Source organism: Sphingomonas sanguinis NBRC 13937, assembly GCF_001591005.1.
Lineage (GTDB): Bacteria > Pseudomonadota > Alphaproteobacteria > Sphingomonadales > Sphingomonadaceae > Sphingomonas > Sphingomonas sanguinis.
Genome location: NZ_BCTY01000033.1, coordinates 17,092 through 40,118, shown reverse-complemented (window position 1 = coordinate 40,118; position 23,027 = coordinate 17,092). Strand labels below are relative to the sequence as shown.

The 23,027-nt window shown below is 66.2% G+C and carries 19 protein-coding genes and 2 tRNA genes; 9 read left to right on the top strand and 12 right to left on the bottom strand.

Features of this window, described 5'->3' with window-relative positions:
• Positions 1 to 35: 35 nt before the first annotated feature.
• The 6 genes from gltB to SSA01S_RS13245 form a co-directional block, all read right to left on the bottom strand.
• Positions 36 to 4,553 carry a glutamate synthase large subunit gene (gltB, locus tag SSA01S_RS13270; protein WP_156477788.1) on the bottom strand — a complete coding sequence of 1,506 codons (4,518 nt, stop codon included), beginning with the start codon at positions 4,551 to 4,553 and terminating at the stop codon, positions 36 to 38.
• Complete coding sequence (locus SSA01S_RS13265; RefSeq protein ID WP_061780710.1) at positions 4,550 to 5,134, bottom strand: DUF2059 domain-containing protein; 585 nt, start codon at positions 5,132 to 5,134, stop codon at positions 4,550 to 4,552. Before SSA01S_RS13265 ends, gltB begins: the two co-directional genes overlap by 4 nt.
• Positions 5,134 to 5,697, bottom strand: a complete 564-nt coding sequence (locus tag SSA01S_RS13260; RefSeq protein WP_061780709.1) for a DUF2059 domain-containing protein — start codon at positions 5,695 to 5,697, stop codon at positions 5,134 to 5,136. Before SSA01S_RS13260 ends, SSA01S_RS13265 begins: the two co-directional genes overlap by 1 nt.
• Positions 5,694 to 7,145, bottom strand: coding sequence for an NAD(P)-dependent oxidoreductase (locus SSA01S_RS13255; protein WP_061780708.1), 1,452 nt, complete (start codon positions 7,143 to 7,145; stop codon positions 5,694 to 5,696). Before SSA01S_RS13255 ends, SSA01S_RS13260 begins: the two co-directional genes overlap by 4 nt.
• A 153-nt stretch (positions 7,146 to 7,298) precedes the next feature.
• The gene (locus SSA01S_RS13250) at positions 7,299 to 8,108 is read right to left on the bottom strand and encodes an undecaprenyl-diphosphate phosphatase (protein WP_061780707.1); all 810 of its coding nucleotides are present in this window, start codon (positions 8,106 to 8,108) and stop codon (positions 7,299 to 7,301) included.
• Positions 8,109 to 8,195: 87 nt separating this feature from the next.
• Positions 8,196 to 9,128 (bottom strand): complex I NDUFA9 subunit family protein, encoded by a 933-nt coding sequence (locus SSA01S_RS13245; protein WP_061780706.1) that lies wholly within the window; start codon positions 9,126 to 9,128, stop codon positions 8,196 to 8,198.
• A gap of 104 nt (positions 9,129 to 9,232) precedes the next feature.
• Here SSA01S_RS13245 and SSA01S_RS13240 point away from each other — a divergent pair.
• Positions 9,233 to 9,319: transfer RNA gene (locus tag SSA01S_RS13240), tRNA-Leu, on the top strand.
• Positions 9,320 to 9,565: 246 nt separating this feature from the next.
• Here the strand turns inward: SSA01S_RS13240 and SSA01S_RS19545 are convergent.
• Positions 9,566 to 9,706, bottom strand: coding sequence for a hypothetical protein (locus SSA01S_RS19545; protein ID WP_156477787.1), 141 nt, complete (start codon positions 9,704 to 9,706; stop codon positions 9,566 to 9,568).
• Positions 9,707 to 9,901: 195 nt separating this feature from the next.
• Between SSA01S_RS19545 and SSA01S_RS13235 the strand changes: the two genes are divergently transcribed.
• Positions 9,902 to 12,826 carry a TonB-dependent receptor domain-containing protein gene (locus tag SSA01S_RS13235; protein ID WP_061780705.1) on the top strand — a complete coding sequence of 975 codons (2,925 nt, stop codon included), beginning with the start codon at positions 9,902 to 9,904 and terminating at the stop codon, positions 12,824 to 12,826.
• 155 nt (positions 12,827 to 12,981) lie between these two features.
• Here the strand turns inward: SSA01S_RS13235 and SSA01S_RS13230 are convergent, their stop codons facing one another.
• Both SSA01S_RS13230 and SSA01S_RS13225 read right to left on the bottom strand, forming a co-directional pair.
• Positions 12,982 to 13,812 (bottom strand): 23S rRNA (adenine(2030)-N(6))-methyltransferase RlmJ, encoded by an 831-nt coding sequence (locus SSA01S_RS13230; protein WP_061780704.1) that lies wholly within the window; start codon positions 13,810 to 13,812, stop codon positions 12,982 to 12,984.
• 199 nt (positions 13,813 to 14,011) lie between these two features.
• Entirely contained in the window at positions 14,012 to 14,566 is a 555-nt protein-coding gene (locus SSA01S_RS13225) for a pseudouridine synthase (RefSeq protein ID WP_061780715.1), read from the bottom strand.
• Between the two features lie 145 nt (positions 14,567 to 14,711).
• Between SSA01S_RS13225 and SSA01S_RS13220 the strand changes: the two genes are divergently transcribed.
• Entirely contained in the window at positions 14,712 to 15,278 is a 567-nt protein-coding gene (locus SSA01S_RS13220) for a phosphoribosyltransferase (protein ID WP_156477786.1), read from the top strand.
• A 108-nt stretch (positions 15,279 to 15,386) separates the two neighbouring features.
• On the opposite strand, the gene SSA01S_RS13215 is transcribed toward SSA01S_RS13220, so the two are convergent.
• Positions 15,387 to 15,460, bottom strand: a tRNA-Gln gene (locus SSA01S_RS13215).
• 170 nt (positions 15,461 to 15,630) lie between these two features.
• On the opposite strand from SSA01S_RS13215, the gene SSA01S_RS13210 reads away from it, so the two are divergent.
• Positions 15,631 to 16,674, top strand: coding sequence for a Ppx/GppA phosphatase family protein (locus SSA01S_RS13210; RefSeq protein WP_061780703.1), 1,044 nt, complete (start codon positions 15,631 to 15,633; stop codon positions 16,672 to 16,674).
• The gene (locus SSA01S_RS13205; protein ID WP_061780702.1) at positions 16,671 to 17,366 is read left to right on the top strand and encodes an RlmE family RNA methyltransferase; all 696 of its coding nucleotides are present in this window, start codon (positions 16,671 to 16,673) and stop codon (positions 17,364 to 17,366) included. The genes SSA01S_RS13210 and SSA01S_RS13205 overlap by 4 nt, the downstream gene beginning before the upstream one ends.
• 851 nt (positions 17,367 to 18,217) lie before the next feature.
• Here the strand turns inward: SSA01S_RS13205 and SSA01S_RS13195 are convergent.
• Entirely contained in the window at positions 18,218 to 18,580 is a 363-nt protein-coding gene (locus SSA01S_RS13195; protein WP_061780700.1) for a response regulator, read from the bottom strand.
• Positions 18,581 to 18,644: 64 nt separating this feature from the next.
• On the opposite strand from SSA01S_RS13195, the gene SSA01S_RS13190 reads away from it, so the two are divergent.
• From SSA01S_RS13190 to SSA01S_RS13175, 4 genes are all read left to right on the top strand, one after another.
• On the top strand, positions 18,645 to 18,887 hold the full coding sequence (locus SSA01S_RS13190) for a DUF3572 family protein (RefSeq protein WP_170171377.1): 243 nt from the start codon (positions 18,645 to 18,647) through the stop codon (positions 18,885 to 18,887).
• Positions 18,884 to 19,510, top strand: coding sequence for a hypothetical protein (locus SSA01S_RS13185; protein WP_061780698.1), 627 nt, complete (start codon positions 18,884 to 18,886; stop codon positions 19,508 to 19,510). The genes SSA01S_RS13190 and SSA01S_RS13185 overlap by 4 nt, the downstream gene beginning before the upstream one ends.
• A gap of 33 nt (positions 19,511 to 19,543) precedes the next feature.
• A complete protein-coding gene (locus SSA01S_RS13180) occupies positions 19,544 to 20,008 on the top strand; it encodes a RidA family protein (protein WP_061780697.1) in 465 nt (154 codons plus the stop codon).
• A 213-nt stretch (positions 20,009 to 20,221) separates the two neighbouring features.
• Positions 20,222 to 21,352: a GNAT family N-acetyltransferase gene (locus SSA01S_RS13175; protein ID WP_061780696.1), complete on the top strand. Its 1,131-nt coding sequence runs from the start codon at positions 20,222 to 20,224 to the stop codon at positions 21,350 to 21,352.
• Between the two features lie 3 nt (positions 21,353 to 21,355).
• Here SSA01S_RS13175 and SSA01S_RS13170 read toward each other — a convergent pair whose 3' ends face one another.
• Positions 21,356 to 23,020: a hypothetical protein gene (locus SSA01S_RS13170; protein ID WP_061780695.1), complete on the bottom strand. Its 1,665-nt coding sequence runs from the start codon at positions 23,018 to 23,020 to the stop codon at positions 21,356 to 21,358.
• Positions 23,021 to 23,027: the final 7 nt, after the last annotated feature.

The window sequence follows — 23,027 nt, the reverse complement described above, 5'->3', positions numbered from 1 at the left end:
CCCCCCCCCCCCCCGTGCCGGGGAGGATCGTTCGCTTACTCCGCCGCGACCGCCTCGACGCTGTCGTCGAGCGGATGCGCCAGGCGGGTCAGCATTTCCTTCGGGCAGACCTGCCAGAAATGCCCGGCCACCCGGTCCCAGTCCTCCAGCAGGCCCTTCGACCACTTGCTGTCGGTCCGCGCCGCATGCTCCTCGACCAGACCGCGCAGCACGCCTTCCCAATGCGCGGAGGCGAGGCGCTGCCACACGATGTTCTCGGGGTTGGCGCGACGGGGGAAACGCTCCTCGGGGTCGTAGATGAAGGCCATGCCGCCGGTCATGCCTGCGCCGAAGTTCGCGCCGACCTCACCCAGCACGACGGCCACGCCGCCGGTCATATATTCGCAGCCATTGGCACCGCAGCCCTCGACCACCACGGTCGCGCCCGAGTTGCGGACCGCAAAACGCTCGCCCGCCTGGCCCGCTGCGAACAGGCGACCGGAGGTCGCGCCGTAGAGCACCGTGTTGCCGATGATCGTGTTCTTCTGGCTGGCCAGCGGCGAGCTGACCGCCGGGCGCACGATGATGGTGCCGCCCGACAGGCCCTTGCCGACATAGTCGTTGGCGTCGCCGAACACTTCCAGCGTGATGCCCTTGCACAGGAACGCGCCCAGCGACTGGCCCGCCGATCCGCGCAGGCGGACGGTGACGTGCCCGTCGGCCAGCTTGCTCATCCCGAACTTGCGCGTGATCTCCGACGACAGGCGCGTACCGACCGCGCGGTGCGTGTTGCGCACCGAATAGGTCAGCTGCATCTTCTCGCCGCGCGAGAACACGGCGCTCGCGTCCTTGATGATCTGCGCATCCAGGCTGTCGGGCACTTCGTTGCGGAAGGTCGACAGGCTGAACCGCCGCTCGGCGTCGGTCGCATCGACCTTGGCCAGCACCGGATTGAGGTCGAGATCGTCGAGATGCTCGGCACCACGGCTGACCTGGCGCAGCAGCTCGGTCCGCCCGATCACCTCGTCGAGCGAGCGGACCCCCAAACGCGCCAGGATGTCGCGGACTTCCTCGGCGATGAAGGTCATCAGGTTGATGACCTTTTCCGGCGTACCGGTGAACTTGGCGCGAAGCCGCTCGTCCTGCACGCAGACGCCCACCGGGCAGGTGTTGCTATGGCACTGGCGCACCATGATGCAGCCCATCGCCACGAGGCTCAGCGTGCCGATGCCGAATTCCTCGGCGCCCAGGATCGCCGCGATCACGATGTCGCGCCCGGTCTTGAGACCACCGTCCGCACGCAGGCGGATACGCCCGCGCAGGCCGTTAAGGGTCAGCGTCTGGTTGACCTCCGACAGGCCCATTTCCCACGGCGTCCCGGCATATTTGATCGAGGTCTGCGGCGACGCGCCCGTGCCGCCGACATGGCCCGACACCAGGATGACGTCGGCATGCGCCTTGGCCACGCCCGCCGCGACGGTGCCGATGCCTGCCGAGGAGACGAGCTTCACGCAGACGCGCGCCCGCGGGTTGATCTGCTTGCAGTCATAGATGAGCTGCGCGAGATCCTCGATCGAATAGATGTCGTGGTGCGGCGGCGGCGAGATCAGGGTCACGCCGGGCGTCGCGTGGCGCAACTTGGCGATGAACTCGGTCACCTTGAAGCCGGGCAGCTGCCCACCCTCGCCGGGCTTGGCGCCCTGCGCCACCTTGATCTCGATCTCGTCGCAGGCGTTCAGATATTCGGCCGTCACGCCGAAGCGGCCGGACGCGATCTGCTTGATCGTCGAGTTGGCGTTGTCGCCATTGTCATAGGGCTGATAGCGCAGCTTGTCCTCGCCGCCCTCGCCCGACACGGCCTTCGCGCCGATCCGGTTCATCGCGATCGCCAGCGTTTCGTGCGCTTCGGGCGAGAGGGCACCCAGAGACATGCCCGGCGTCACGAAGCGCTTGCGAATCTCGGTGATCGCCTCGACCTGATCGACCGGCACGCCCTCACTGGGGAAGTTGAACTGGAGCAGGTCGCGCAAATACACCGGCGGCAGATCGCCGACGCCGCGTGCGAATTGCAGATAGGTCGAATAGCTGTCGGTCGCCACCGCCGTCTGCAACAGGTGCATCAGCTGCGCCGAATATGCATGCGTCTCGCCGCCATCGCGCTGGCGGTAGAAGCCGCCGATCGGCAGCGTCGCGACATGCTGGTCCCAGGCCGCTTCGTGACGGACCATCGCCGAGTAATGGAGCGAGTTGTAACCCTCGCCCGAAATCTTGGCGGGCATGCCGGGGAACAGGTCGTTGACCAGCGCGCGGGACAGGCCGACCGCCTCGAAATTATAGCCGCCGCGATAGCTGGAGATCACCGCGATCCCCATCTTCGCCATGATCTTGAGCAGGCCATCCTCGATCGCGGTGCGATGGTTGATCAGGCACTGGTCGATGCTCATGTCACCGAACAGGCCACGGCCATGGCGGTCGACGATCGCGGCTTCGGCCAGATAGGCGTTCACCGTGGTCGCACCGACGCCGATCAGCACCGCATAATAATGGGTGTCGAGACACTCGGCCGAGCGGACGTTGATCGACGCATAGCTGCGCAGGCCCCGGCGGACGAGATGCGTGTGCACCGCCGCCGCCGCCAGCACGCCCGCGATCGCGACACGGCCTTCGGAGACATGCTCGTCGGTCAGGAACAGCTCGGACCGGCCCTCGCGCACCGCCTGTTCGGCCTGGTTGCGGATGCGCTGGATCGCGGCGCGCAGACGGTCGGGACCGCCATCGGCCTCGAAGGTACAGTCGATCTCGGCCGCCGAACGCCCGAAATGCGTCTTCAGCCGGTGCCAGTCGGCGCCGGTCAGGACGGGGGACGGCAGGACCAGCACGCGCTCGCGCCGATCCTCGGTGTCGAGGATGTTGGCGAGATTGCCGAACCGGGTCTTGAGCGACATCACATAGCGTTCGCGAAGCGAGTCGATCGGCGGGTTGGTGACCTGGCTGAAATTCTGGCGGAAGAACTGGCTGATCAGGCGCGGCTTGTCGGAGATGACCGCCAGCGGCGTGTCGTCGCCCATCGAGCCGATGGCTTCCTTGCCCCCCTCGGCCATGGGCGACAGGATCAGCTCCATATCCTCCATGGTCTGGCCAGCGGCGACCTGACGGCGCAGCATCTCCGCGCGGGGCATGCGCACCAGCGCTTCCTCTTCGGACGGCGCGGGCAGTTGGTCCATGGTCAGGAACTCGCCGATCATCGCGGCATAATCCTGCTCGCCCGAAATCTGGTCCTTGATCGCGCGGTCGTCGTACAGCTTGCCCTCGGCCAGATCGACGGCGATCATCTGCCCCGGTCCCAGACGGCCCTTGGCGGTGATGCTCGCCTCGGGCACCACGACCATGCCGCTCTCCGAACCCACGATCAGCAGGCCGTCGACGGTCAGCGTATAACGCAGCGGGCGCAGCGCGTTGCGGTCCATGCCCGCCACCGCCCAGCGGCCGTCCGTCATCGCCAGCGCGGCCGGACCGTCCCACGGCTCCATGACGGAGGCGAGATACTGGTACATCTCGGCATGCGCCTTGGGCGTGTCGAGGTCCTTCTGCCACGCCTCGGGCACCAGCATCAGCTTGGCGGTCGGCGCGTCACGGCCCGAGCGGCAGATCGCCTCGAACACCGCGTCGAGCGCGGCGGTGTCGGACGCGCCCGCCGGGATCACCGGCTTGATGTCCTCCGAATTGTCGCCGAACGCGATCGAGGCCATCCGGATCTCGTGGCTGAGCATCCAGTTCTTGTTGCCACGGATCGTGTTGATCTCGCCGTTATGCGCCAGGCAGCGGAAGGGCTGCGCCAGCCACCACTGCGGGAAGGTGTTGGTCGAATAACGCTGGTGGAAGATCGCCACGCGGCTCTCGAACCGGTGGTCCTGCAAGTCGGGATAGAAGACCGACAGGCTCTCGGCGAGGAACAGCCCCTTGTAGATGATCGAGCGGCAGGACAGCGAACAGATATAGAAGCCGCTGATCTGCGCCGCGATGACGCGCTTTTCGATCCGCCTACGGATCAGGTAGAGGTTCTTCTCGAACTCGGCGGCATCCACCTCGTCGGGCATCGGCCCGGCGATCATGATCTGCTCGATCTCCGGCCGGGTGGCCTGCGCCTTCATGCCGATGACCGACACGTCGACCGGCACCTGGCGCCAGCCATAGATGGTATAGCCCGCCTCGATGATGACGCTCTCGACGATGGTGCGGCAGGTTTCCTGCGCGCCCAGATCGGTGCGCGGCATGAAGATCATGCCGACCGCCAGCCGGTTGGGCAGCACCTTGTGCCCCGACGCTGCGATCGCATCGTCAAAGAAGCGGTGCGGCAGATCGACATGCAGGCCTGCCCCGTCGCCGGTCTTGCCGTCCGCATCCACCGCGCCGCGATGCCACACGGCCTTCAGCGCATCGATCGCCGACTGGACGACCCGGCGCGAGGGCTGGCCATCGGTGGCCGCGACCATGCCGACGCCGCACGCATCGCCCTCGAACTCGGGGCGGTACATGCCATGCTCGGCGAGATATTGGCGCTGGTCCATCGTCATTCTCCGCTCTCACCGAACCGGGTCATCACCCCCGCCACGGCCTTTTCCGTTTCGCCCCATTCCCAGGGCTGTTCTTCCATTATCCAGGTCAGGACCGTCTCCTCGGTCCGGGGCCGCAGCGCCCGGACACGATCGACCAGCCCGGCTGGAATCGTCTCATTCGGCGGCACCGTGCCGCTCTGCATCGTCGCGACCAGCGCCTGGCCCGGGGGCGAAGCGTAGAAGCGGTTCAGCGTCGCCAGCTCAGGCTCGGTGAACGCCGCGCCATAGATCGCCGCCTGACGCTGCCACAGGACGGGCATCCGTTCCCGCATCGAGCGCACCCGCAGCGGCTGTACCGCCTGGGCCATCGCCCGGACGATACCGGGATGCCGATCCTCGCGGGCCTTCATCCTCGGATCACTCGCGAGCAGTTGCGCCACCATGCCATCGGTGCCAGCCGCCTTGACGACCAGCGCCTCCGGATAGAGCAACCGTGCGAGCGTCAGTGCCGCCGGGCGCGAGGCCGCCTCACCGACCGGCGCGGTCTGCATCGCGCCGCCCAGCATCAAGGCCATCGCCCCGAGGCCGCTCGCCAGCATCACTTCGTGCCCTTGGCCCCGCCCAGCGCTTCGATCCGCGCGCGGATCTTGGGGAAGGCGGCCATGCCTGCCTGCTGGCCGATCGCACGGCCCGCTTCGGCCAGGCGCTGCTGCAATTGCGGTTGCAGCTGGAGCAGCCGCCGGCCGGTCGGCGAGTCATAAAATGCGACGATCGCCTTCAACTCGGCCTCGGAGAAGTTGCGGCGATATTCCTCGGCCGCCGCCTCGGCGATATCGGGGTAGCGCGCGCGAAATGCGGCCATCATTTCCTCGGTCGCGATCTCACCGACCTGGCGACGGGTCTCGGCCGTCGTCAGCCGATCCTTCAGCGCCTGCGGAATGGCGGGATCGCCCTGCAGCGCGCTCACCATGTTGTTCGCGATCAGCGGCATCAGACTCGAAAACTGCAGGTCGAGCGTCTTGTCGAGGTTGAGCTTGGCGACCAGCGCCCGCGCGGTTTCGATCCGCCCGCCCGCATCGGGGGTCGTCGCAGGCGCAGGTGCGGTCTGGGCCGCGACCGGCGCGGCCACCAACAGCGCGAGGAAAGCGAGACCGCGCATCATGCGGCCACCTTCTCGCGCGCCGAGGTCTTGGCGCGTGCCTTCAGCCACTTGTGCATCGCCTGCGCCACGTCGCGCCCGTCGCGGATCGCCCAGACCACCAGCGAAGCCCCGCGCACGATGTCCCCGGCGGCGAACACACCGTCCAGGCTGGTCATCAGCGTGCGGCCGTCGACCAGCACCGTGCCCCAGCGGCTGACGCCCAGCTCGGCGGTGCCGAACAGGCTCGGCAAATCCTCGGCGTCGAAGCCCAGCGCCTTGATGACCATGTCGGCGTCCAGCAGATGGTCGGCACCCGGCTCGGCCTCCGGCGCGCGGCGGCCCGACGCGTCGGGGGCACCCAAGCGCATCTTGGCGGCGCGTACGCCCGTTACCGTCTCACCGCCCTCGAAACCCAGAGGCGCAGAGAGCCAGACGAACTCGGCACCCTCTTCTTCCGCATTGGCGACCTCGCGCTGCGAGCCCGGCATGTTGGCCCGGTCGCGGCGATAAAGACACTTCACCGATTTGGCGCCCTGGCGGATCGCGGTGCGGACGCAGTCCATCGCGGTGTCGCCGCCGCCGATCACGACGACATTCTTGCCCTCGGCATTGAGCGAGCCGTTCTCGAACGCCTCGACCGTATCGCCGAAGCTCTTGCGATTGGAGGCGGTCAGATAGTCGAGCGCGGCGATCACGCCGTTCGCCCCCGCGCCGTCCACCTCGACATTGCGCGCCTTGTACACGCCGGTCGCGATCAGCACCGCATCATGACGACGGCGCAGTTCCTCCAGCGTCGCATCCTCGCCGACCGCAAAGCCCTCGTGAAAGACGATGCCGCCTGCCTTCAGCCGCTCGACCCGGCGCATGACGACGGGCTTTTCCAGCTTGAAGCCGGGGATGCCATAGGTCAGCAGCCCGCCCGCCCGGTCGTGCCGGTCATAGACATGGACCTCATAGCCCGAGACGCGCAGATATTCGGCGGCGGTCAGGCCCGCGGGCCCCGCGCCGATCACCGCGACCGACTGGCCCCGCGCGGGTCCGGGGACCAGCGGCTCGACCCAGCCCTCTTCCCAGGCGGTGTCGGTGATGAACTTTTCGACCGAGCCGATCGTGACCGCCCCGTGGCCCGAAAATTCGATGACGCAATTGCCCTCGCACAGCCGGTCCTGCGGGCAGATGCGGCCGCAAATCTCGGGCATGGTCGAGGTGGCGTTGGACAGCTCATAGGCTTCGCGCAGGCGACCTTCCGCGGTCAGGCGCAGCCAGTCGGGGATATGGTTGTGCAGCGGGCAGTGCACCGAGCAATAGGGCACGCCGCATTGCGAGCAGCGCCCCGCCTGGTCCTCCGCCGCCGGGGGCGCATAGCGTTCGGCGATCTCGCGGAAATCTTCCGCGCGGTCCGGTGCGGCCCGCTTGGCTGGATAAGCCTGCTCGCGAGCCACGAATTTCAGCATAGAATCGTTCGCCATATGCGCCTCCGAAGATGCGGATATTGCGCGAACACCGTCTTGTCACTGCCAAATCGACAGATACGACAGCATGCCTGGCTTATTTAGTAGCGATTATGGTGGGTCGCCCGCCTTATTGCGACCGACCCGCAAATAATTAGGGCCGTTTTGATGTCAATGTAGGGTCAGCAGGGCCAGCGCGATGCTGCCCGCGACGATTCGATACCAGGCGAACGGTCCGAAGCCATGCTTGCCGACGATGCCGACGAACCAGCGTACGACCAGCAGGGCGACGATGAAGGCGACGACGAAGCCGACCGCGATCTCGATCGGCCCGACGCTGTTCCCGGCGCGCATCGCATCCATATGCCCCGCCGTCTCGACGACACTCGCGCCCAGCATGGTGGGAATGGCGAGAAAGAAGCTGAACTCCGCCGCCGTGCGCCGCTCGACGCCCAGGGTCAGCGCTCCCAGAATTGTCGCGCCCGAGCGGCTGACGCCCGGAATCATCGCCAGACACTGGAGGAAACCGACGCCCAGCGCCGTCTTGGCCGGGACCGCCGCGATGCCGCGCGTGTTGCCCGGCTTCACCAACCGCTCGATGACCAGAATCGCGATGCCGCCAACGATCAGCGCGACCGCCACGACCTTGGGTTGGAGGAGCAGCGCCTCGATATGCTTTTTCGCCAACACGCCGATCACGGCGGCGGGAATGAAGGCGATCAGCAGGTTGCGCACGAAGCGGATGGAGCCGGGGTCGCGCTTGGCCAGGCCGACCATGACGGTCCAGAAGGTCCGCCAATAGAGGACGACGACCGCCAGGATCGCGCCCAGCTGGATGACGATGTTGAACATCTGCCAGCGCGCATCGTCATAACCGAGCAAAGCGCCCGCCAGGATGAGGTGGCCGGTGGAGGACACCGGCAGGAATTCGGTCACGCCCTCGACGATTCCAAGGATGATGGCGGCTATCAGGTCGTTCACGCGAGTCCCCAAATGCTAAAACAGCCCCGCCGCCATAGGGCGACGGGGCTGTCAGCGAAATGATAAAGACTGTTAAGGTGGGACGGCTCAGGCCGCCAGCGTCTCCGCCCGTCGCCCGAACCGGCCCGCCTTGCGGAAACGGATCAGATAGTCCGGCGCGACCGTCGCCAGCGGGGCAGCCGTCACGCCCAGCTCGGCCAGGCCCGGCGCCCCCGCGGCCACGACATTGTCCGCTTGCAGCATCAGCCACTGGTCCCAGCTGATCGGCGAACCCGGCAGGCGCGCCAGCAGTGCTCCGGCAAAGTCAGGCAACTCGACGAAATTGGGCTTGCGGCCCAGCGTCTGGGCGATCCAGCGGATCAGATCGCCCATCGACAGGACGTCCGGCCCGCCCAGCTCATAGGTCTTGCCACCATGCGCCTCGGCATCGCGCAGCGCATGGGCGACCGCTTCGCCGACATCGCCCGCGAACACCGGCTGGAACTTCACACCCGCGCGCAGGATCGGCACGACCGGCGCCGACACCATGCCCGCAATGCGGTTCACGAACTGGTCCTCGCGACCGAACACGATCGAGGGGCGCAGGATGGTCGCGTTCGGGAAAGCCTGACGCACCGCCGCCTCGCCCTGCCCCTTGGACCGGGCATAGGCGGCCGCGCCATTCTCGTCCGCGCCGATCGCCGAGACATGGACCAGCGCCCCGGCCCCCGCCTTGTGCGCGGCCTCCGCCACGGCGCGCGCGCCCTCGACATGGATGGCTTGCATATTGCCGCCCATCACGCCGACCAGGTTGACGACCGCATCAGCACCTTCGACCGCGCGGGCCACCGTCTCCGGCCGGGCGATATCGGCCGCGACGAACTGGGTCTGGCCCAGCCCCCCTTGGGTGCGCAGGAAATAGGCCTGGCGCGGATCGCGCTGGGCGATTCGAACCCGCGTACCGTCCCGCATCAGTTCGCGTGCGACATAGCGGCCCAGGAAACCCCCGCCGCCGATCAGCGTCACCAGCTTGTTCGTCATGCCCGTCCTTATTCGCCAGATTTTTTGTGCACCGCCCCTTTGCCCCGCAAAAAAGCCGTTGACAAGGATTCGAACCCTACCCTAAAGGCGCGGGCCTACCCCGTGCCCAGATGGCGGAATTGGTAGACGCACCAGCTTCAGGTGCTGGCGATCGCAAGGTCGTGGAGGTTCGAGTCCTCTTCTGGGCACCATCGCTTCATACAGCGTTGAAATCTCTCGGGGATCGTCGGAAAGACGGTCCCCAGAGAGCGTTTGCTCCCGGGTAATGGTCGGTCATCAAGCCAAAGTCCTGTCCCCCTTTTCATAGCCGGGCTTGCTAAGGGATTGGCCCTGTATCGTTTTTCGATGCGGACACCTTTTCTGACATCGCCACCCTGTTGATGCTCAACCGTTCCTGAACGGACTCGAAATCAGGCGCGTTCTGCGTACGGACGGCTTTACCAGACAATGCGTCCGCTACTGACCATCAAGGGCATCCATCCCGGCCCCTGATCGGGCGCAATGCCCAGCGCTTCAATTTCGTCAAAAGCGATGAAATCGCCGAGCCCATTATGGCGGCCGGCGCGATGGGCCACCATCGCGGATTCTTCAGGACAATTAGGGGTTCGATGCCACCAAGCCGCTTGGCCAGCAGCCCGAAGGTGAGGCGTCTGAGCAACACAGGCCGCGCATTACACCAAAACGATACCGCCCCCATTGACCGAATATCGTATAACGTACTTAATATGAGATGGGAGATACGTAATTTTATTGCTCATGAGGGGGCGGACCAGATGATTGAGAACGGCTATTGGCGGCGATCGGCTGCTTTGATTGCCTTGGCGACGGGTTTGGTGGCGGCCAGCGGCGCGGCGGCGCAGACCGCGAATGACGCCCAGGTGGCGGACGACGTCGTCGTCACGGGCACGCGCATCCGCCGCCCCGACCTGACGAGCAACAGTCCGCTCACCAGCGTCAACGCCCAGGAACTGACGCTTCAGGGCACCAACAATATCGAGAATGCGCTGAACCGCCTGCCGCAGTTCACCGCCGACGCGAACGAGAATGTGTCGAACGGCTCGAACGGCACCGCGCAGGTCAACCTGCGCAATCTGGGTTCCAATCGCGTGCTGACGCTGGTCAACGGCCAGCGCCTGCTGCCGACCCAGGCCATGGACCTGAACTTCATCCCCTCGGCGATCGTCGAGCGGGTCGATATCGTCACCGGCGGCGCATCGGCGGTCTATGGCTCGGACGCGCTGTCCGGCGTCGTCAACTTCATCCTGCGCGACAAGCTCGACGGCTTTCGCCTGGATGCGCAGACGAGCATCGCCGACCACACCAACGACAATGGCTTCCTGCGTGGGATCGTGTCGGGCCGCGGCTATCAGACCGCGCCGTCGCATGTCTTCGACGGCGGCAAGCAGGACATCAACGCTTCGTTTGGCAAGACGATGCTCGACGGGCGGCTGAACATCACCGTCTATGGCGGCTATCGTCGCACCGATCCGGTCCTCCAGTCGACCCGCGACGTGTCGGCCTGCGCCCTGAACAGCGCCTCGACGACCTTCGCTTGCGGCGGGTCGAGCAATACGCCTTTCGGCACCTTTACCCCGCTGGGCGGGCCGCTGGCGGGCCAGAAGCTAACCAACAGCCGCGACGGGTCGAAGACCTGGGTGCCTTATGATTCGACCTACACCTACAACTACGCCCCGCTGAACTATTTCCAGCGCAGCGACGACCGGTACAATGCGGGTGCGTTCATGCACCTGGAGCTCTCCAAGGCCGCCGAAATCTATGGCAGCTACATGTACATGGACGACCGCAGCTTCTCGCAGGTCGCGCCGTCCGCGCTGTGGTTTGGCCAGACCTATGCCGTGACCTGCAACAACCCGCTGATGAGCGCCAGCCAGCAGCAGTCGCTGTGTGGCGCCGCCGCCGGAACCGCCGCGACGCAGAACACGCTGATCGGCTATCGCCTGGGCGGCAGCGGCACCCTGCCGCGTCGCGACGACCTCCAGCATCGCTATTACCGGTCGATGGTCGGCGTGCGCGGCGATATCGGCCATGGCTTCAACTATGACTTCAGCGTGCTGCGCTCGTCCGCGCATTATGACGAGCAGTATCTGAATGACGTCAACGTCGCCAAGGCGCAGAAGGCACTGCTGGCCGTGCCGGACGGCAAGGGCGGCGCGGTCTGCCAGTCGGTGCTGAACGGCACCGATCCGGCCTGTACGCCGATCAACGTCTTCCAGGCGGGCGGCCTGACCGGGCAGCAGGCGCAATATCTCTATGCGCCGACCCGGACCTGGGGCCGCTATGCCCTGAACGTCATTTCGGGCTCGATCACGGGCGACCTGGGTACGTTCGGCATCACCAGCCCCTGGGCCAAGGACGGCGTCAGCATCGTGCTGGGCGGCGAGCATCGTCGCGAGACGCTGTATTTCACCGGCGACGAGGTGGCCAAGCAGGCGGGCACGCAGGATTCGGACGGCATCATCGCGGTCAATGAAGGCTTCGGCGAAATCGAAGTGCCGATTGCGCAGGACTCGGCGATCGGCAAGTCGCTGACCCTGAACGGTGGCTTCCGCTATTCGGCATACAAGAACGACCAGCGCTCGACCGGCTATTCGTCCAAGTTCAACGCCTTCACCTACAAGGGCGAGCTGAGCTGGCAGGTGGTCGATCCGGTGCGCCTGCGCGCCAGCTTCAACCATGCCATCCGCGCACCCAATATCAGCGAGCTGTTCTCGAACCTGTCGTTGGGCAACGTCAACGCGGTCGACCCGTGCGCCGGTGCGAAGCCCACCGCCTCGCTCAGCGCCTGTCAGCTGACCGGCGTCACCGCCGCCCAATATAACAGCCATCTGGTCATCGAATGTCCGTCCGACCAGTGCACCGGCCAGTCGGGCGGCAACCGCAACCTGAAGCCGGAATCGGCCGATACCTATACCGCCGGTATCGTGCTGGCCCCGCGCGGCGGCCGCAACCTGTCCGTCTCGATCGACTATTTCAACATCAAGGTGAAGGACTATATCGGCAGCATCGATCCGAACACGATCATCAGCCAGTGCTTCTCGACCGGCAGCCCCTATTATTGCGGTCTGTTCCGTCGCGATCCGCTGACCGGCTCGATCTTCGGCACCGGCTATGTCGTCTCGACCACGCTCAACACCGGCTATCTGAAGACCTCGGGTCTCGACATCGCCGCCAATGCGATGATCCCGCTGGGTCGCCTGGGCCGTCTCTATGGCGACTTCATCGGCACCTATCTGTTCCAGCAGGCGACCCAGCCGCTGCCGGGTGGCGACAGCTATGACTGCAAGGGCCTGTTCGGCTATGCCTGCGGCCAGCCGACCCCGGTGTGGCGTCACAATGTGCGCGTGACCTGGAAGCCGGACGCGAAGACCAGCCTGTCGTTCAACTGGCGCTATATCGGCCCGACCAGCAACTCGGCGACGTCGAGCAACAGCTATCTCACCGGGCCTGCCGACCCGATCGACGCACGCCTGCCCGCGTACAGCTATTTCGATCTGACCGGCGCGGTCGAGGTCAACCGCAACCTGACGCTTCGCATCGGTGCGAATAACCTGCTCGACAAAAGCCCGCCCGCGCTGGCCTCGGGCGTGCTGAACCTGTTCGGCAACGGCAACACCTATCCGGGCGTCTATGACGTTCTGGGCCGCCGGATCTTCGTCGGGGCGACCGTGAAGTTCTGATCCCAGCCGTTTTGAGCGAATGAGGCCGGGGTTCTTCCGCTTGGGCGGGAGGACCCCGGTTTCGTTTGGCGCGATAGGGACAGGTCCTTCGCTCGGCGGCCTCGCACGCTACGGGTCCATCGCCTGACCAGCCCGTCAGAGCCCCCCCTTTTCTTTTAATCGTTCAACCAGTCCGCCGTGATCTCCCCGCGATGTCCGTCCGGCGCCAGGGCGGCGCGAAGGGCTTCCAACAGGGGCGGCAGCGCTTGCGTGAAGGCATAAGGCGGATTGACGAAGAAGAGGCCCGCGCCGTTGTAGATGCCGGGCTGATCGGCGTCGTACAGCCAATGCTCGACCGACAGGAATTTCGGGATGCCGAGCCTGCGCAGCGCATCCTTCCACCGCTGATGCGTCGCGCGGTCTTTCAGCGGATACCAGATCACCGTCACGCCATGCGCCCATTTGCGGTGCGCCGCGGCGAGCGTGGCGGCGATACGGGCACGTTCGTCGGCCTGTTCATAGGGTGGGTCGACCACCACCACGCCGCGCGCCGTCCGGGTCGGCAGCATGGCCAGCCAGAGCTCATAGGCATCGCGCTCATGCACAGCCGCCGGCGTACCGCGCATCGCGCCGCGCAAGGCCCGGGCATCCTCGGGATGCTTTTCGTTGAGGATGAGCAAATCCTGTTCGCGCAGCAGTTGCGCCAGGAACCGTGGCGAGCCGGGATAGAGCTGCGGCTCTGTCCCGACATTCACCGCCCGTACGGCGGCGCGATAATCGTCCAGCAAGGGGTTCGTGTCGGCAAAGGCCCGCAACACGCCATGCACGGCTTCGCCGGTCCGCTGGGCCTGCTCGCCGCCAAGGTCGTAGAGCCCGCAGCCCGCATGGGTGTCGATCAGCGTCAACGCCCCCGGTTTTTGCTGCAAGGCCCGGACCAGCGCGATCAGCAGGCTGTGCTTCACGACATCGGCGCTGTTGCCCGCATGGAAGGAGTGGCGATAATTCATGGGAAATCCAAAATCCTGCCGATTGGCCCTTATACGATCCACCGGGAGAAGAAGCCGACAGTAACGATGGAACGCCGCCCATCCAGAGCCGGGCGGTCGGCGTCCTAACCCCTCCGCGCCCAACCTCCAATCCGCTTTCACGCTCGGCGGCAGCCGGCCCCGCGATACGACGTCATCGATCAGTGGGGCGGCTGGTAACCTAGCTCCGGATGGAGACTTCCTTGAACTGGCCCGGCGCGATCCCGGCGACAGACCAGTCGCCGATCGACCAGCGGACCAGCCTCAGCGTGGGCAATCCGACCTCCGCCGTCATGCGTCGTACTTGCCGGTTGCGCCCTTCGCGGATGGTAAGTTTCAGCCAGTTGTCGGGGATGAACTTGCGCTGGCGGATCGGCGGATCGCGCAGCCACAGGTCCGGCGCATCGATCCGGTCGACTTCGGCAGGCAGGGTCATGCCGTCCTTCAGCCGGACACCCTGCCGCAAGCGCTCCAGTTCCGGCTCCTGCGGATCGCCTTCGACCTGCACGAGATAGGTTTTGGCCATCTTGAAGCGGGGATCGGCGATGCGCGCCTGCAGCCGCCCGTCATCGCACAGCAGCAGCAAGCCCTCGCTGTCCCGATCGAGCCGCCCGGCGGGATAGACGCCCTTCACCGCGATGAAATCCGACAAGGTCGACCGAACGGTCGGCGATCCACGATCCGTAAATTGCGACAGGACCCCGAAGGGTTTGTTGAACAGGAGCAGCCGGGCCATCCTCCAGCCCATAGCGTTCGCTTGCGGCTCCCGGAAGCGGTCGATCAACGGCGGCATCGCACGCCATGGTTGCCCTGACCGTCGGAGGGTTTCAAAAGGGCCGATCAATTCGGGGGCTCCTGGCTTCTACGCTTTGCCCTCACCGATGATGGACGATGTCGTGACCACCAAAATCTATCTGTCCGCCGACCGCCTGCTGGAGGATTCCTTCCGCCTGGCCAATCTGGTCTTCGATTCGGGTTTCCGCCCGACCCATATCGTCGGCATCTGGCGTGGCGGCGCGCCGGTCGGCATCGCGGTGCAGGAACTGCTCGAATATCGGGGCGTGCAGAGCGACCATATCGCGATCCGCACCGCCTCCTACACCGGTATCGACCAGCAGGAGCCGCAGGTGCGCATCTATGGCCTGGGCCATCTGGTCGATGTGCTCAATCCGGAGGATCGGCTGCTGTTGATCGACGACGTGTTCGATTCCGGGCGCTCGATCCGCGCGCTGCTGAGGGAATTGAAGGCCCGGTGCCGGAACAATATCCCGGACGAGGTGAAGGTCGCGACCGTCTATTACAAGCCGTCGCGCAACGTCACCGACCTGAAGCCCGACTTCTTCGTGCATGAAACCAGCGACTGGCTGATTTTCCCGCATGAAATCAACGGGCTGAGCGAGGACGAAATCCGCGCGCACAAGCACGGCGCCGCCATCATCCTGCGCTGACGCACCAATTCCATGACCATGACGGGCCCGGCGCGGTCGGGCCAGATCCCCTGCGACTGACGCGCGAAGGCCGCGAAGGCGATCAATTCCAAATTTTGCGGGAAGGTCTGGATGCCCCGTGAGGATTCGAACCTCAATTAACGGAGTCAGAGTCCGTGGTCTTACCTTTAGACGACGGGGCACCGGACAGGGGCGTGCCTCTAGGCGGGCGAATGGGGGATGTCAACCCGATTTCCGGGGCATCGTCCTCCACCCGTCTTGTCGCAGCGGCACCGACTCGCTACCTTGGGGGTCAAGCACCGGCGAACGCTCATGTTCGTGACGGATAGAACAGAATAAGCGAGATACGGCGATGGGGGATGTTCCCACCCGAAGGCCGTACCGGCAGGCCAAGCCCCCTGCCCGTTCGGCACCCCCCCGGCCCCCGCGTGGCCGGTGGTCGGATGCGCAGGCCTATGCCGCGCTCGACCTGGGCACCAACAATTGCCGCCTGCTGATCGCGCGGCCGCAGGGCGGCGGCTTTGCGGTCGTCGATGCCTTTTCCCGAATCGTGCGGCTGGGCGAGGGGCTGGCAACCACCGGGCGGCTGTCGGATGCCGCGATCGACCGCACCATCGCGGCGCTGCGCGTCTGCGCCGACAAGCTGAAGCGTCGTAACGTCACCCTGTCGCGCGCAGTCGCGACCGAGGCGTGCCGCCGCGCCGCCAACGGCCCTGCCTTCATCGCGCGTGCGCTGGCCGAGACGGGCATCCATCTGGACATCATCTCGGCCGAGGAAGAGGCGCGGCTGGCCGTGCTCGGCTGTCATGCGCTGATCGAGCCGGGCGAGGACCCGGCGCTGATTTTTGATATCGGTGGCGGATCGACCGAGCTGGTGCTGGTCGACACGCACGGTCCCAGCCCGCGTATCCTCGACTGGCACTCCGCGCCTTGGGGCGTGGTGTCGCTGACCGAGAGCGCGGGCGGCGGCGAGGGCGAGGCGGGGCGGCTGGCCGCCTATGCGCGGATGCGGGGGATCGTTGCGGACAGCTTCGCCGACTTCACCGCACGTCTGCCGAAGAATCTGAAGCGGCCCCGGCTGCTGGGCACCAGCGGCACAGTGACGACGCTGGGCAGCGTGCATCTGGGGCTCAGCCATTATGACCGCAACGCCGTCGACGGGCTGATCGTGCCGACCGCCGCGATGCGCGAGATCAGCGCCGATCTGTCGCGCAAGAGCCTGGCCGCGCGCGGCAAGGTGGCGTGTATCGGCCCCGAACGCGCCGATCTGGTGGTGGCGGGCTGCGCCATCCTGGAGACGATATTGGACCTCTGGCCCGCCGAGCGGCTAGGGATCGCCGACCGTGGGATTCGCGAGGGAATCCTGCGCCGTTTGATGGGAATCGCCAGACCGTGAGCAGAGGCAATGCAGGGCTGCACCAGCGGGTGCGCACCGCCCGGAAGCGCACCGCCCAATCGACCCGTTGGCTCGAGCGCCAGCTGAACGACCCTTACGTCCGCCGCGCCAAGGCGGAGGGGTATCGCAGCCGCGCGGCCTATAAGCTGATCGAGCTGGACGAACGCTTCGGCTTCCTGCGCGGCAAGAAGCGGATCATCGATCTCGGCATCGCGCCGGGCGGCTGGGCCCAAGTGGTGCGGCGCAAGGTGCCGAACGCCAGCGTGGTCGGTATCGACCTGTTGCCGGTCGACCCGATCGACGGCGTCACCATCTTCGAGATGGACTTCATGGACGACGCCGCGCCGGGCAAGCTGATGGAGGCGCTGGGCGGCACGCCCGACCTGGTGATGTCGGACATGGCGGCCAACACCGTCGGCCACCCGCAGACCGACGCGCTGCGCACCATGGGGCTGGTCGAGACGGCCTTCGCCTTTGCCTGCGACGTGCTGGCCCCGGGCGGGGTGTTCGTGTCGAAGGTCTTCGCGGGCGGCGCCGATTCGCAGCTGGTCGCCGAGATGAAGCGCCACTTCGCCACCGTAAAGCACGCCAAGCCGCCGTCGAGCCGCAAGGGTTCGGTGGAATGGTTCGTCGTCGCGCAGGGGTTCAAGGGGCGGAAGGCCGCCGTAGTGGAGGATGATTCGGAGGGTTGAGCGGCGAGGTCCGCTCACGCCCATTTGCCGACATCCGGGCGGCATGGCAGATTGCCCCTCATGTCCCCCGCATTTGCCTTGCTCGCCTCTGCCGCTCAAGTTGCGACAGGTTCTGCAACCCAATCAATGGACTTCTCTCGCAGTTATGTCGTTTGGATCAAGACGGATCGCGGACGATGCACGTTTTTCATGAGTGATGCCGGAGAGGATGCCCACCAGCTTACCGAGACTCTACGGCAAAACTACAACCCATCCGCTGGTATCGAGATTTTGACGGACAGTGACACGCCCCGCCGATGCGTCGCCAAGGCGGAGAAAGCGGTGAAACGGTCTGGTTTCTCTTTGTTTCGTGTACGCCGGGGCACCGACGCGGATCGCTCGCCGGGCATCCCATAAGGTCCGCTCTCCAGAAGCGGACGGGCCGCTATCGCCCATTTGCGGACATTCGTCACAACCCGTAGTGTGCGAAGCATGAGGCATATTCGCACGCATCCGTGGACTGCGCTTACGGCGAGCCTCGCCATGCTGATCGCGACAAGTTTTACTTGCTTCTACATGCTCCTTGCGGTCGGCGTGAGTGATGGAGCAGGCTACCTAACAGCGGCGGTCATGCTTGCGTGCGGCGTTTTCGCGATATTGACCGCAATGCTTTTCGCGGGCCTGTCGATCCGGGTCCTTTTAGCTGCCCTATGAACGTCCGCTTCCCACCCGAAACCGACATCCATTTCCGGGCTGCCACCGTATCCTCACTCCGGTCAACCTGAGCACAGTCGAGAGCCACGGGATGAGGCGCGCGGCATAGGTTCGGGGCGTGCACTTCGACCGCTCAGCGCGAGCGGAGGCTCCCCCCTTCACACCAACGCGTTGACCGCCTCCATGAACCGCATCAGGCTGATCGGCTTGGACACGTAGGAATCCGCCCCCGCCGCGCGAATCCGGTCTTCGTCGTCGCGGCCCGCATAGGCGGTCACCGCCATCACCGGGATGCGGCGCAGCTCCTCGTCGGCCTTCAGCTCCAGGATCAGCTCATAGCCGGTTACATGCGGCATCTGGATGTCCATGATGATCAGGTCGGGCTGTACCTCTCGCGCGCGCGCCACCGCTTCGCGCCCGTCGCGCACCGGCTCGGCCGTAAAGCCGTGCGCGCGCAGCAGGTCGCAGAAGAGTTTCAGATTGAGTTCGTTGTCCTCGACAACGAGCACCTTTCTTGTCACGCGGGCTCCACCATTATCGAGGGGACGATAGGCAATGCCCGGACCGGATACAATCGAGCCCGCTATGGCTTTGGCGCTTCAGGCGCTGGTTTGGACGCTGCAAAGCCCATCGCGCGCCGAGCGGCTGCTGGCGCTGACCGGTCTGTCGGTCGAGGAGTTGCGCGCCGGGGCGGGCGAGCCGGGCGTGCTGGCGGCGATCCTGTCGTTCCTGGAAGGGCATGAGGCGGACCTGATCGCCTGTGCCGAGGATTTGGACGTTCGGCCCGAGGCGCTGGTGGCCGCGCGCCGGATATTGGAGAGTGCATGAAGCCCCTGTTGATCTGCGACTGCGACGAAGTGCTCGTCCACATGGTCCGCCATTTCCGCACCTGGCTGGACGAGGCGCACGACATCGACTTCGCGCTGGACCGCCATGATTTCTTCGGCGCGATGACCCGGCAGAATGGCGGCGCGGAGCTGAGCCAGGCCGAGGCCTGGGACCTGCTGCATGGTTTCTTCCCCGGCCAGATGGACCGCCAGACCTTGGTCCCGCACGCCGCCGAGGCGCTGGCAATGCTGGGGGCCAAAGCCGATATCGTCATCCTGACCAATCTGGTCGAGGAATGCCGCAGCCCTCGCATCGAACAGCTCGCCCGCTTCGGCATCCATCACCGGGTCCAGTGCAATAACGGCCCCAAGGGCGAGCCGGTGGCGAAGCTGGTCGCCGCGCATGGCCACCCGGTCACCGTCTTCGTCGACGACTTGGCCCAGCATCACGCCTCGGTCGCCGAACATGCCCCGCATGTTCACCGGCTGCACATGGTGTCCGAGCCGGAAATGGCCCCGCATGTGCCTCCCGCCCCCGACGCCCATGCCCGGATCGACGACTGGCGCCAGGCGGAACGCTGGATCGCCGCGCGTTTCGCCGAAGGCCAGCCTGCCACGGCTTGACCTGAATGGGGCGGGCGCGCCATGTCTCGCCCCATGACCACGCATATCGATCGCGCGCTCGAGCAGCTCGGCCTCACCCTGCCGGAGGCTGCCGCCCCCGTCGCCGCCTATGTCCCCGTCGTCGAGGCGGGCGGGCTTCTCCACATTTCGGGCCAGCTGCCCTTTATCGACGGCCAGCTCGTCACCGGGCGGCTGGGCGAAGGCGTCTCGCTGGAAGAGGGGCAGAAGGCGGCGCAGGCGTGCGGCCTGATGCTGGTCGCGCAGATCAAGAAGTATCTCGGCGGCGATCTCAACCGCGTGAAGCGCATCGTGAAGCTGGGCGTGTTCGTGAACTCGGCCGGCGACTTCACCGACCAGCCCAAGGTCGCCAATGGCGCGTCGGAGCTGATGGTGTCGCTGTTCGGCGAGGCGGGGCGTCATGCCCGCTCGGCGGTCGGCGTGCCGGTGCTGCCGCTGGGTGCGGCGGTCGAGGTGGATGCGATCGTCGAAGTGGCGTGATTTTCGGGGCGGGGTCGTTCGCGGCCCTGCCCTCCCCCATCCCCTCCCGCAAGCGGGAGGGGCGTGCTTCGCTACACCGACCTACTTCTATCGCAAAGGCGGGGAAACGCCTGCCCGGTAACGCACCCCTCCCGCAGGCGGGAGGGGATGGGAGAGGGAAAGCCACAAGCCGCCCCCTTGTCCCATCCCACCCCACACCGCATATCCCCAGCGATGACCACCGCCATCGCGCGTATCCTGTCCGGCGTCACCGCCCTCTCCCCCGAGCAATGGGACGCCTGTGCGGGCACGGCCAATCCCTTTACATCCCACGCCTTCCTCACCGCGCTGGAGGACTCGCACAGTGTCGGTGGCCGCTCCGGCTGGACACCCGCCCCGGTCATCATCGACGGCCCCGACGGACAGCCCGCCGCCATCGCGCCCGCCTATCTGAAGGCGCATAGCCAAGGCGAATATGTGTTCGACCAGGGCTGGGCCGATGCCTGGGAGCGCGCCGGGGGGCGTTACTATCCCAAGCTCCAGATCGCCTCACCCTTCTCGCCGGTGCCCGGCCCCCGGCTGCTGCTGCGCGATCCCGCGCTCGCCCCGGCGCTGATCGGCGCGATCGAGGCGGTGACCGACCAGAACGAGCTGTCCTCCGCGCACGTCACCTTCGTCACGCCCGACCAACTGCCGCATTTCGAGGCAGCGGGCTGGCTGATCCGCGAGGGCGTGCAGTTCCACTGGCGCAATGACGGTTACGCCTGTTTCGACGATTTCCTGAATGCGCTCGCCAGCCGCAAGCGCAAGGCGATCCGCAAGGAACGCGCCGCCGCCGTCGAGGGGCTGACCATCCGCCACCTGTCGGGCGCGGCGATCGAGTCGCACCATTGGGACGCCTTCTGGACCTTCTACCAGGACACGGGCAGCCGCAAATGGGGTCGCCCCTATCTCACCCGCGCCGCCTTCGACCGGATCGGCGAGCGGCTGGGCGACAAGGTGCTGCTGATCCTGGCGATGCGCGACGGCGTACCGATCGCGGGGGCGCTCAACCTGATCGGCGCGGACACGCTCTACGGGCGTTATTGGGGCGCGACCGAGGAGGTGCCGTTCCTCCATTTCGAGCTCTGCTATTACCAGGCGATCGACGCGGCCATCGCGCGGCAGTTATCGACCGTCGAGGCGGGCGCACAGGGCGAACACAAGCTGGCGCGCGGTTATGTCCCCGTGCCGACCTGGTCGGCGCATTATATCCCCCATCCCGCCTTTCGCCGCGCGGTCGCCGAGTTCGTGGACCGCGAACGTCAGGCGATCGAGGCGGAAAGCGAGTATCTGGGCGAACTCACCCCCTTCCGCCGGGGGTGAGCGTTACTTGTCGTCCTGGTCCGCCGTGGCGCTGCGCCGGGCGGGGGCGCGCTTGTCTTCTTCGGGCAGGGGGCGGCTGAGCAGTTCATAGGCCGCCGGGTCGATGATCGGGCGACGATCATCGATGCGGTAGAGCACATCGCGCCCCGACCGCCAGATCGGCGTCAGCCCGCGCGTCAGGCTCTCGTCATAGCGTGGCGGATGGACCAGCCATACATAGTCGAACGCATCGCGCGGCAGCAGCTTCAGCGCGGTGTCGATCGGCCGCCACCATTGCCCGCGACAGCGGATCTCGGTCACGATCTCCGACGGGTCGTGCGCGAAACGCTTGGCGGGGGCGTAGCGCACGGTCAGCAACTGCCCGCCCGCCATCGACCATTGGTCGTTGGCATAGGCCAGCTTGCGCTCCAGCGCGAGGCCCGCGACATGCTCCAGCCGGCTCGACGGCCAGACATCGGCGCAATATTGACGGCCCACGAAGGTCAGCAGCCGCGCGCGCGGCGGGACATGATCGAGCGCGGTCAGCACCCGGTCATAGTCGTTGCTGTACATCACATAGCTGACCGTGGTCGCCCCGATCCGCACGACGAAGAACAGCAGGCCGACCACCGCCAGCGTCGACGCACCCCGCAGCGACAGGCCACGCCGGGGGCGCAGGGCGATCAGTGCGATCGCCAGGACGTACGGGGCCAGCCGCATATCGGCATAGGCCGAGCCGAATACGACGCGCGGCAGCAGCAGATAGACGACGAAGAGGAACGCCGCCGACAGGACCAGATTGCGCGAATATTCGACCCGCTCGTCGCGCACGCCCTTGAGCAGCACGAGGAACAGCACCGTCACCGACGCGAGGTCGAACGCCATCCAGCGGTCGCGCAGCACCATCGTGACCCAGTTGATCTTCCACCGCCAGTTGAACCAGTCGGTGGTCTTGCCGGTCACGTCCGCGCCCGACCGCCACAGCACCATCAGCACCATGGGCAGCGCCAGCGGGATACAGCCGATCCCGGCATGGAAGGCCGATTCGACCCAGCCCCGGACACCCTGGGCTCCCTTGGCACGGCGGATGTCATGCTGGCGGATCAGCTCCGCCGAGAAGGCCAACACGCCCAGCACGCCCCAGCCGAAGGTATGCGCGACCCACAACACGCAGGACAGCGGCACGAAGATCGCGGCGCGCAGGCGCACCGCCCCCAGCCGCCCCATGCGCAGCCACAGGCCGAACAGGTTCAGCGCCAGCGCCATCGCCAGCGCGAAGTTCACGAAGCCGAACTGGAAGGGATAGCTATAGGCGAGCGGCAGCGCGAACAGCGCGGTCGCCGGGATACGCCCCTGCACCTCGCGCGCGATCCAGAGCAGGCCGGTGACGGTCAGGACCGGAATCGCGATCACGATCAGCTTGACCGCAAGTTCGAGCCCGAAGATCGGCGCCAGCGGCTCGATCAGCAGGTCGATGCCCAGATTGCCGATCATCTGCCATTCGAAGCGATACCAAGTCGCCAGCCAGGGCTGGTTCGCATAGTCCAGCTGGACACGGTAGCGCCCCATATGACCCGGCAGGTCGACCAGCGGCGGCACGGTCGGCCAGAGCAGCGGCAGGGCCGCGAGCAGCGCCATCGCCACCACGAACCACCGCGTCTGCCACCAGTTGAGCTTTCCCCCATTCATGCCGGTC

Excerpts from the sequence above, each read along its gene's own strand:
- gltB (WP_156477788.1), bottom strand. The coding sequence starts at position 4,553 with ATGACGATGGACCAGCGCCAATATCTCGCCGAGCATGGCATGTACCGC.
- SSA01S_RS13265 (WP_061780710.1), bottom strand. The coding sequence starts at position 5,134 with ATGCTGGCGAGCGGCCTCGGGGCGATGGCCTTGATGCTGGGCGGCGCG.
- SSA01S_RS13260 (WP_061780709.1), bottom strand. The coding sequence starts at position 5,697 with ATGATGCGCGGTCTCGCTTTCCTCGCGCTGTTGGTGGCCGCGCCGGTC.
- SSA01S_RS13255 (WP_061780708.1), bottom strand. The coding sequence starts at position 7,145 with ATGGCGAACGATTCTATGCTGAAATTCGTGGCTCGCGAGCAGGCTTAT.
- SSA01S_RS13245 (WP_061780706.1), bottom strand. The coding sequence starts at position 9,128 with ATGACGAACAAGCTGGTGACGCTGATCGGCGGCGGGGGTTTCCTGGGC.
- SSA01S_RS19545 (WP_156477787.1), bottom strand. The coding sequence starts at position 9,706 with ATGGTGGCCCATCGCGCCGGCCGCCATAATGGGCTCGGCGATTTCATC.
- SSA01S_RS13235 (WP_061780705.1), top strand. The coding sequence starts at position 9,902 with ATGATTGAGAACGGCTATTGGCGGCGATCGGCTGCTTTGATTGCCTTG.
- SSA01S_RS13230 (WP_061780704.1), bottom strand. The coding sequence starts at position 13,812 with ATGAATTATCGCCACTCCTTCCATGCGGGCAACAGCGCCGATGTCGTG.
- SSA01S_RS13225 (WP_061780715.1), bottom strand. The coding sequence starts at position 14,566 with ATGGCCCGGCTGCTCCTGTTCAACAAACCCTTCGGGGTCCTGTCGCAA.
- SSA01S_RS13220 (WP_156477786.1), top strand. The coding sequence starts at position 14,712 with ATGATGGACGATGTCGTGACCACCAAAATCTATCTGTCCGCCGACCGC.
- SSA01S_RS13210 (WP_061780703.1), top strand. The coding sequence starts at position 15,631 with ATGGGGGATGTTCCCACCCGAAGGCCGTACCGGCAGGCCAAGCCCCCT.
- SSA01S_RS13190 (WP_170171377.1), top strand. The coding sequence starts at position 18,645 with ATGGCTTTGGCGCTTCAGGCGCTGGTTTGGACGCTGCAAAGCCCATCG.
- SSA01S_RS13185 (WP_061780698.1), top strand. The coding sequence starts at position 18,884 with ATGAAGCCCCTGTTGATCTGCGACTGCGACGAAGTGCTCGTCCACATG.
- SSA01S_RS13180 (WP_061780697.1), top strand. The coding sequence starts at position 19,544 with ATGACCACGCATATCGATCGCGCGCTCGAGCAGCTCGGCCTCACCCTG.
- SSA01S_RS13175 (WP_061780696.1), top strand. The coding sequence starts at position 20,222 with ATGACCACCGCCATCGCGCGTATCCTGTCCGGCGTCACCGCCCTCTCC.
- SSA01S_RS13170 (WP_061780695.1), bottom strand. The coding sequence starts at position 23,020 with ATGAATGGGGGAAAGCTCAACTGGTGGCAGACGCGGTGGTTCGTGGTG.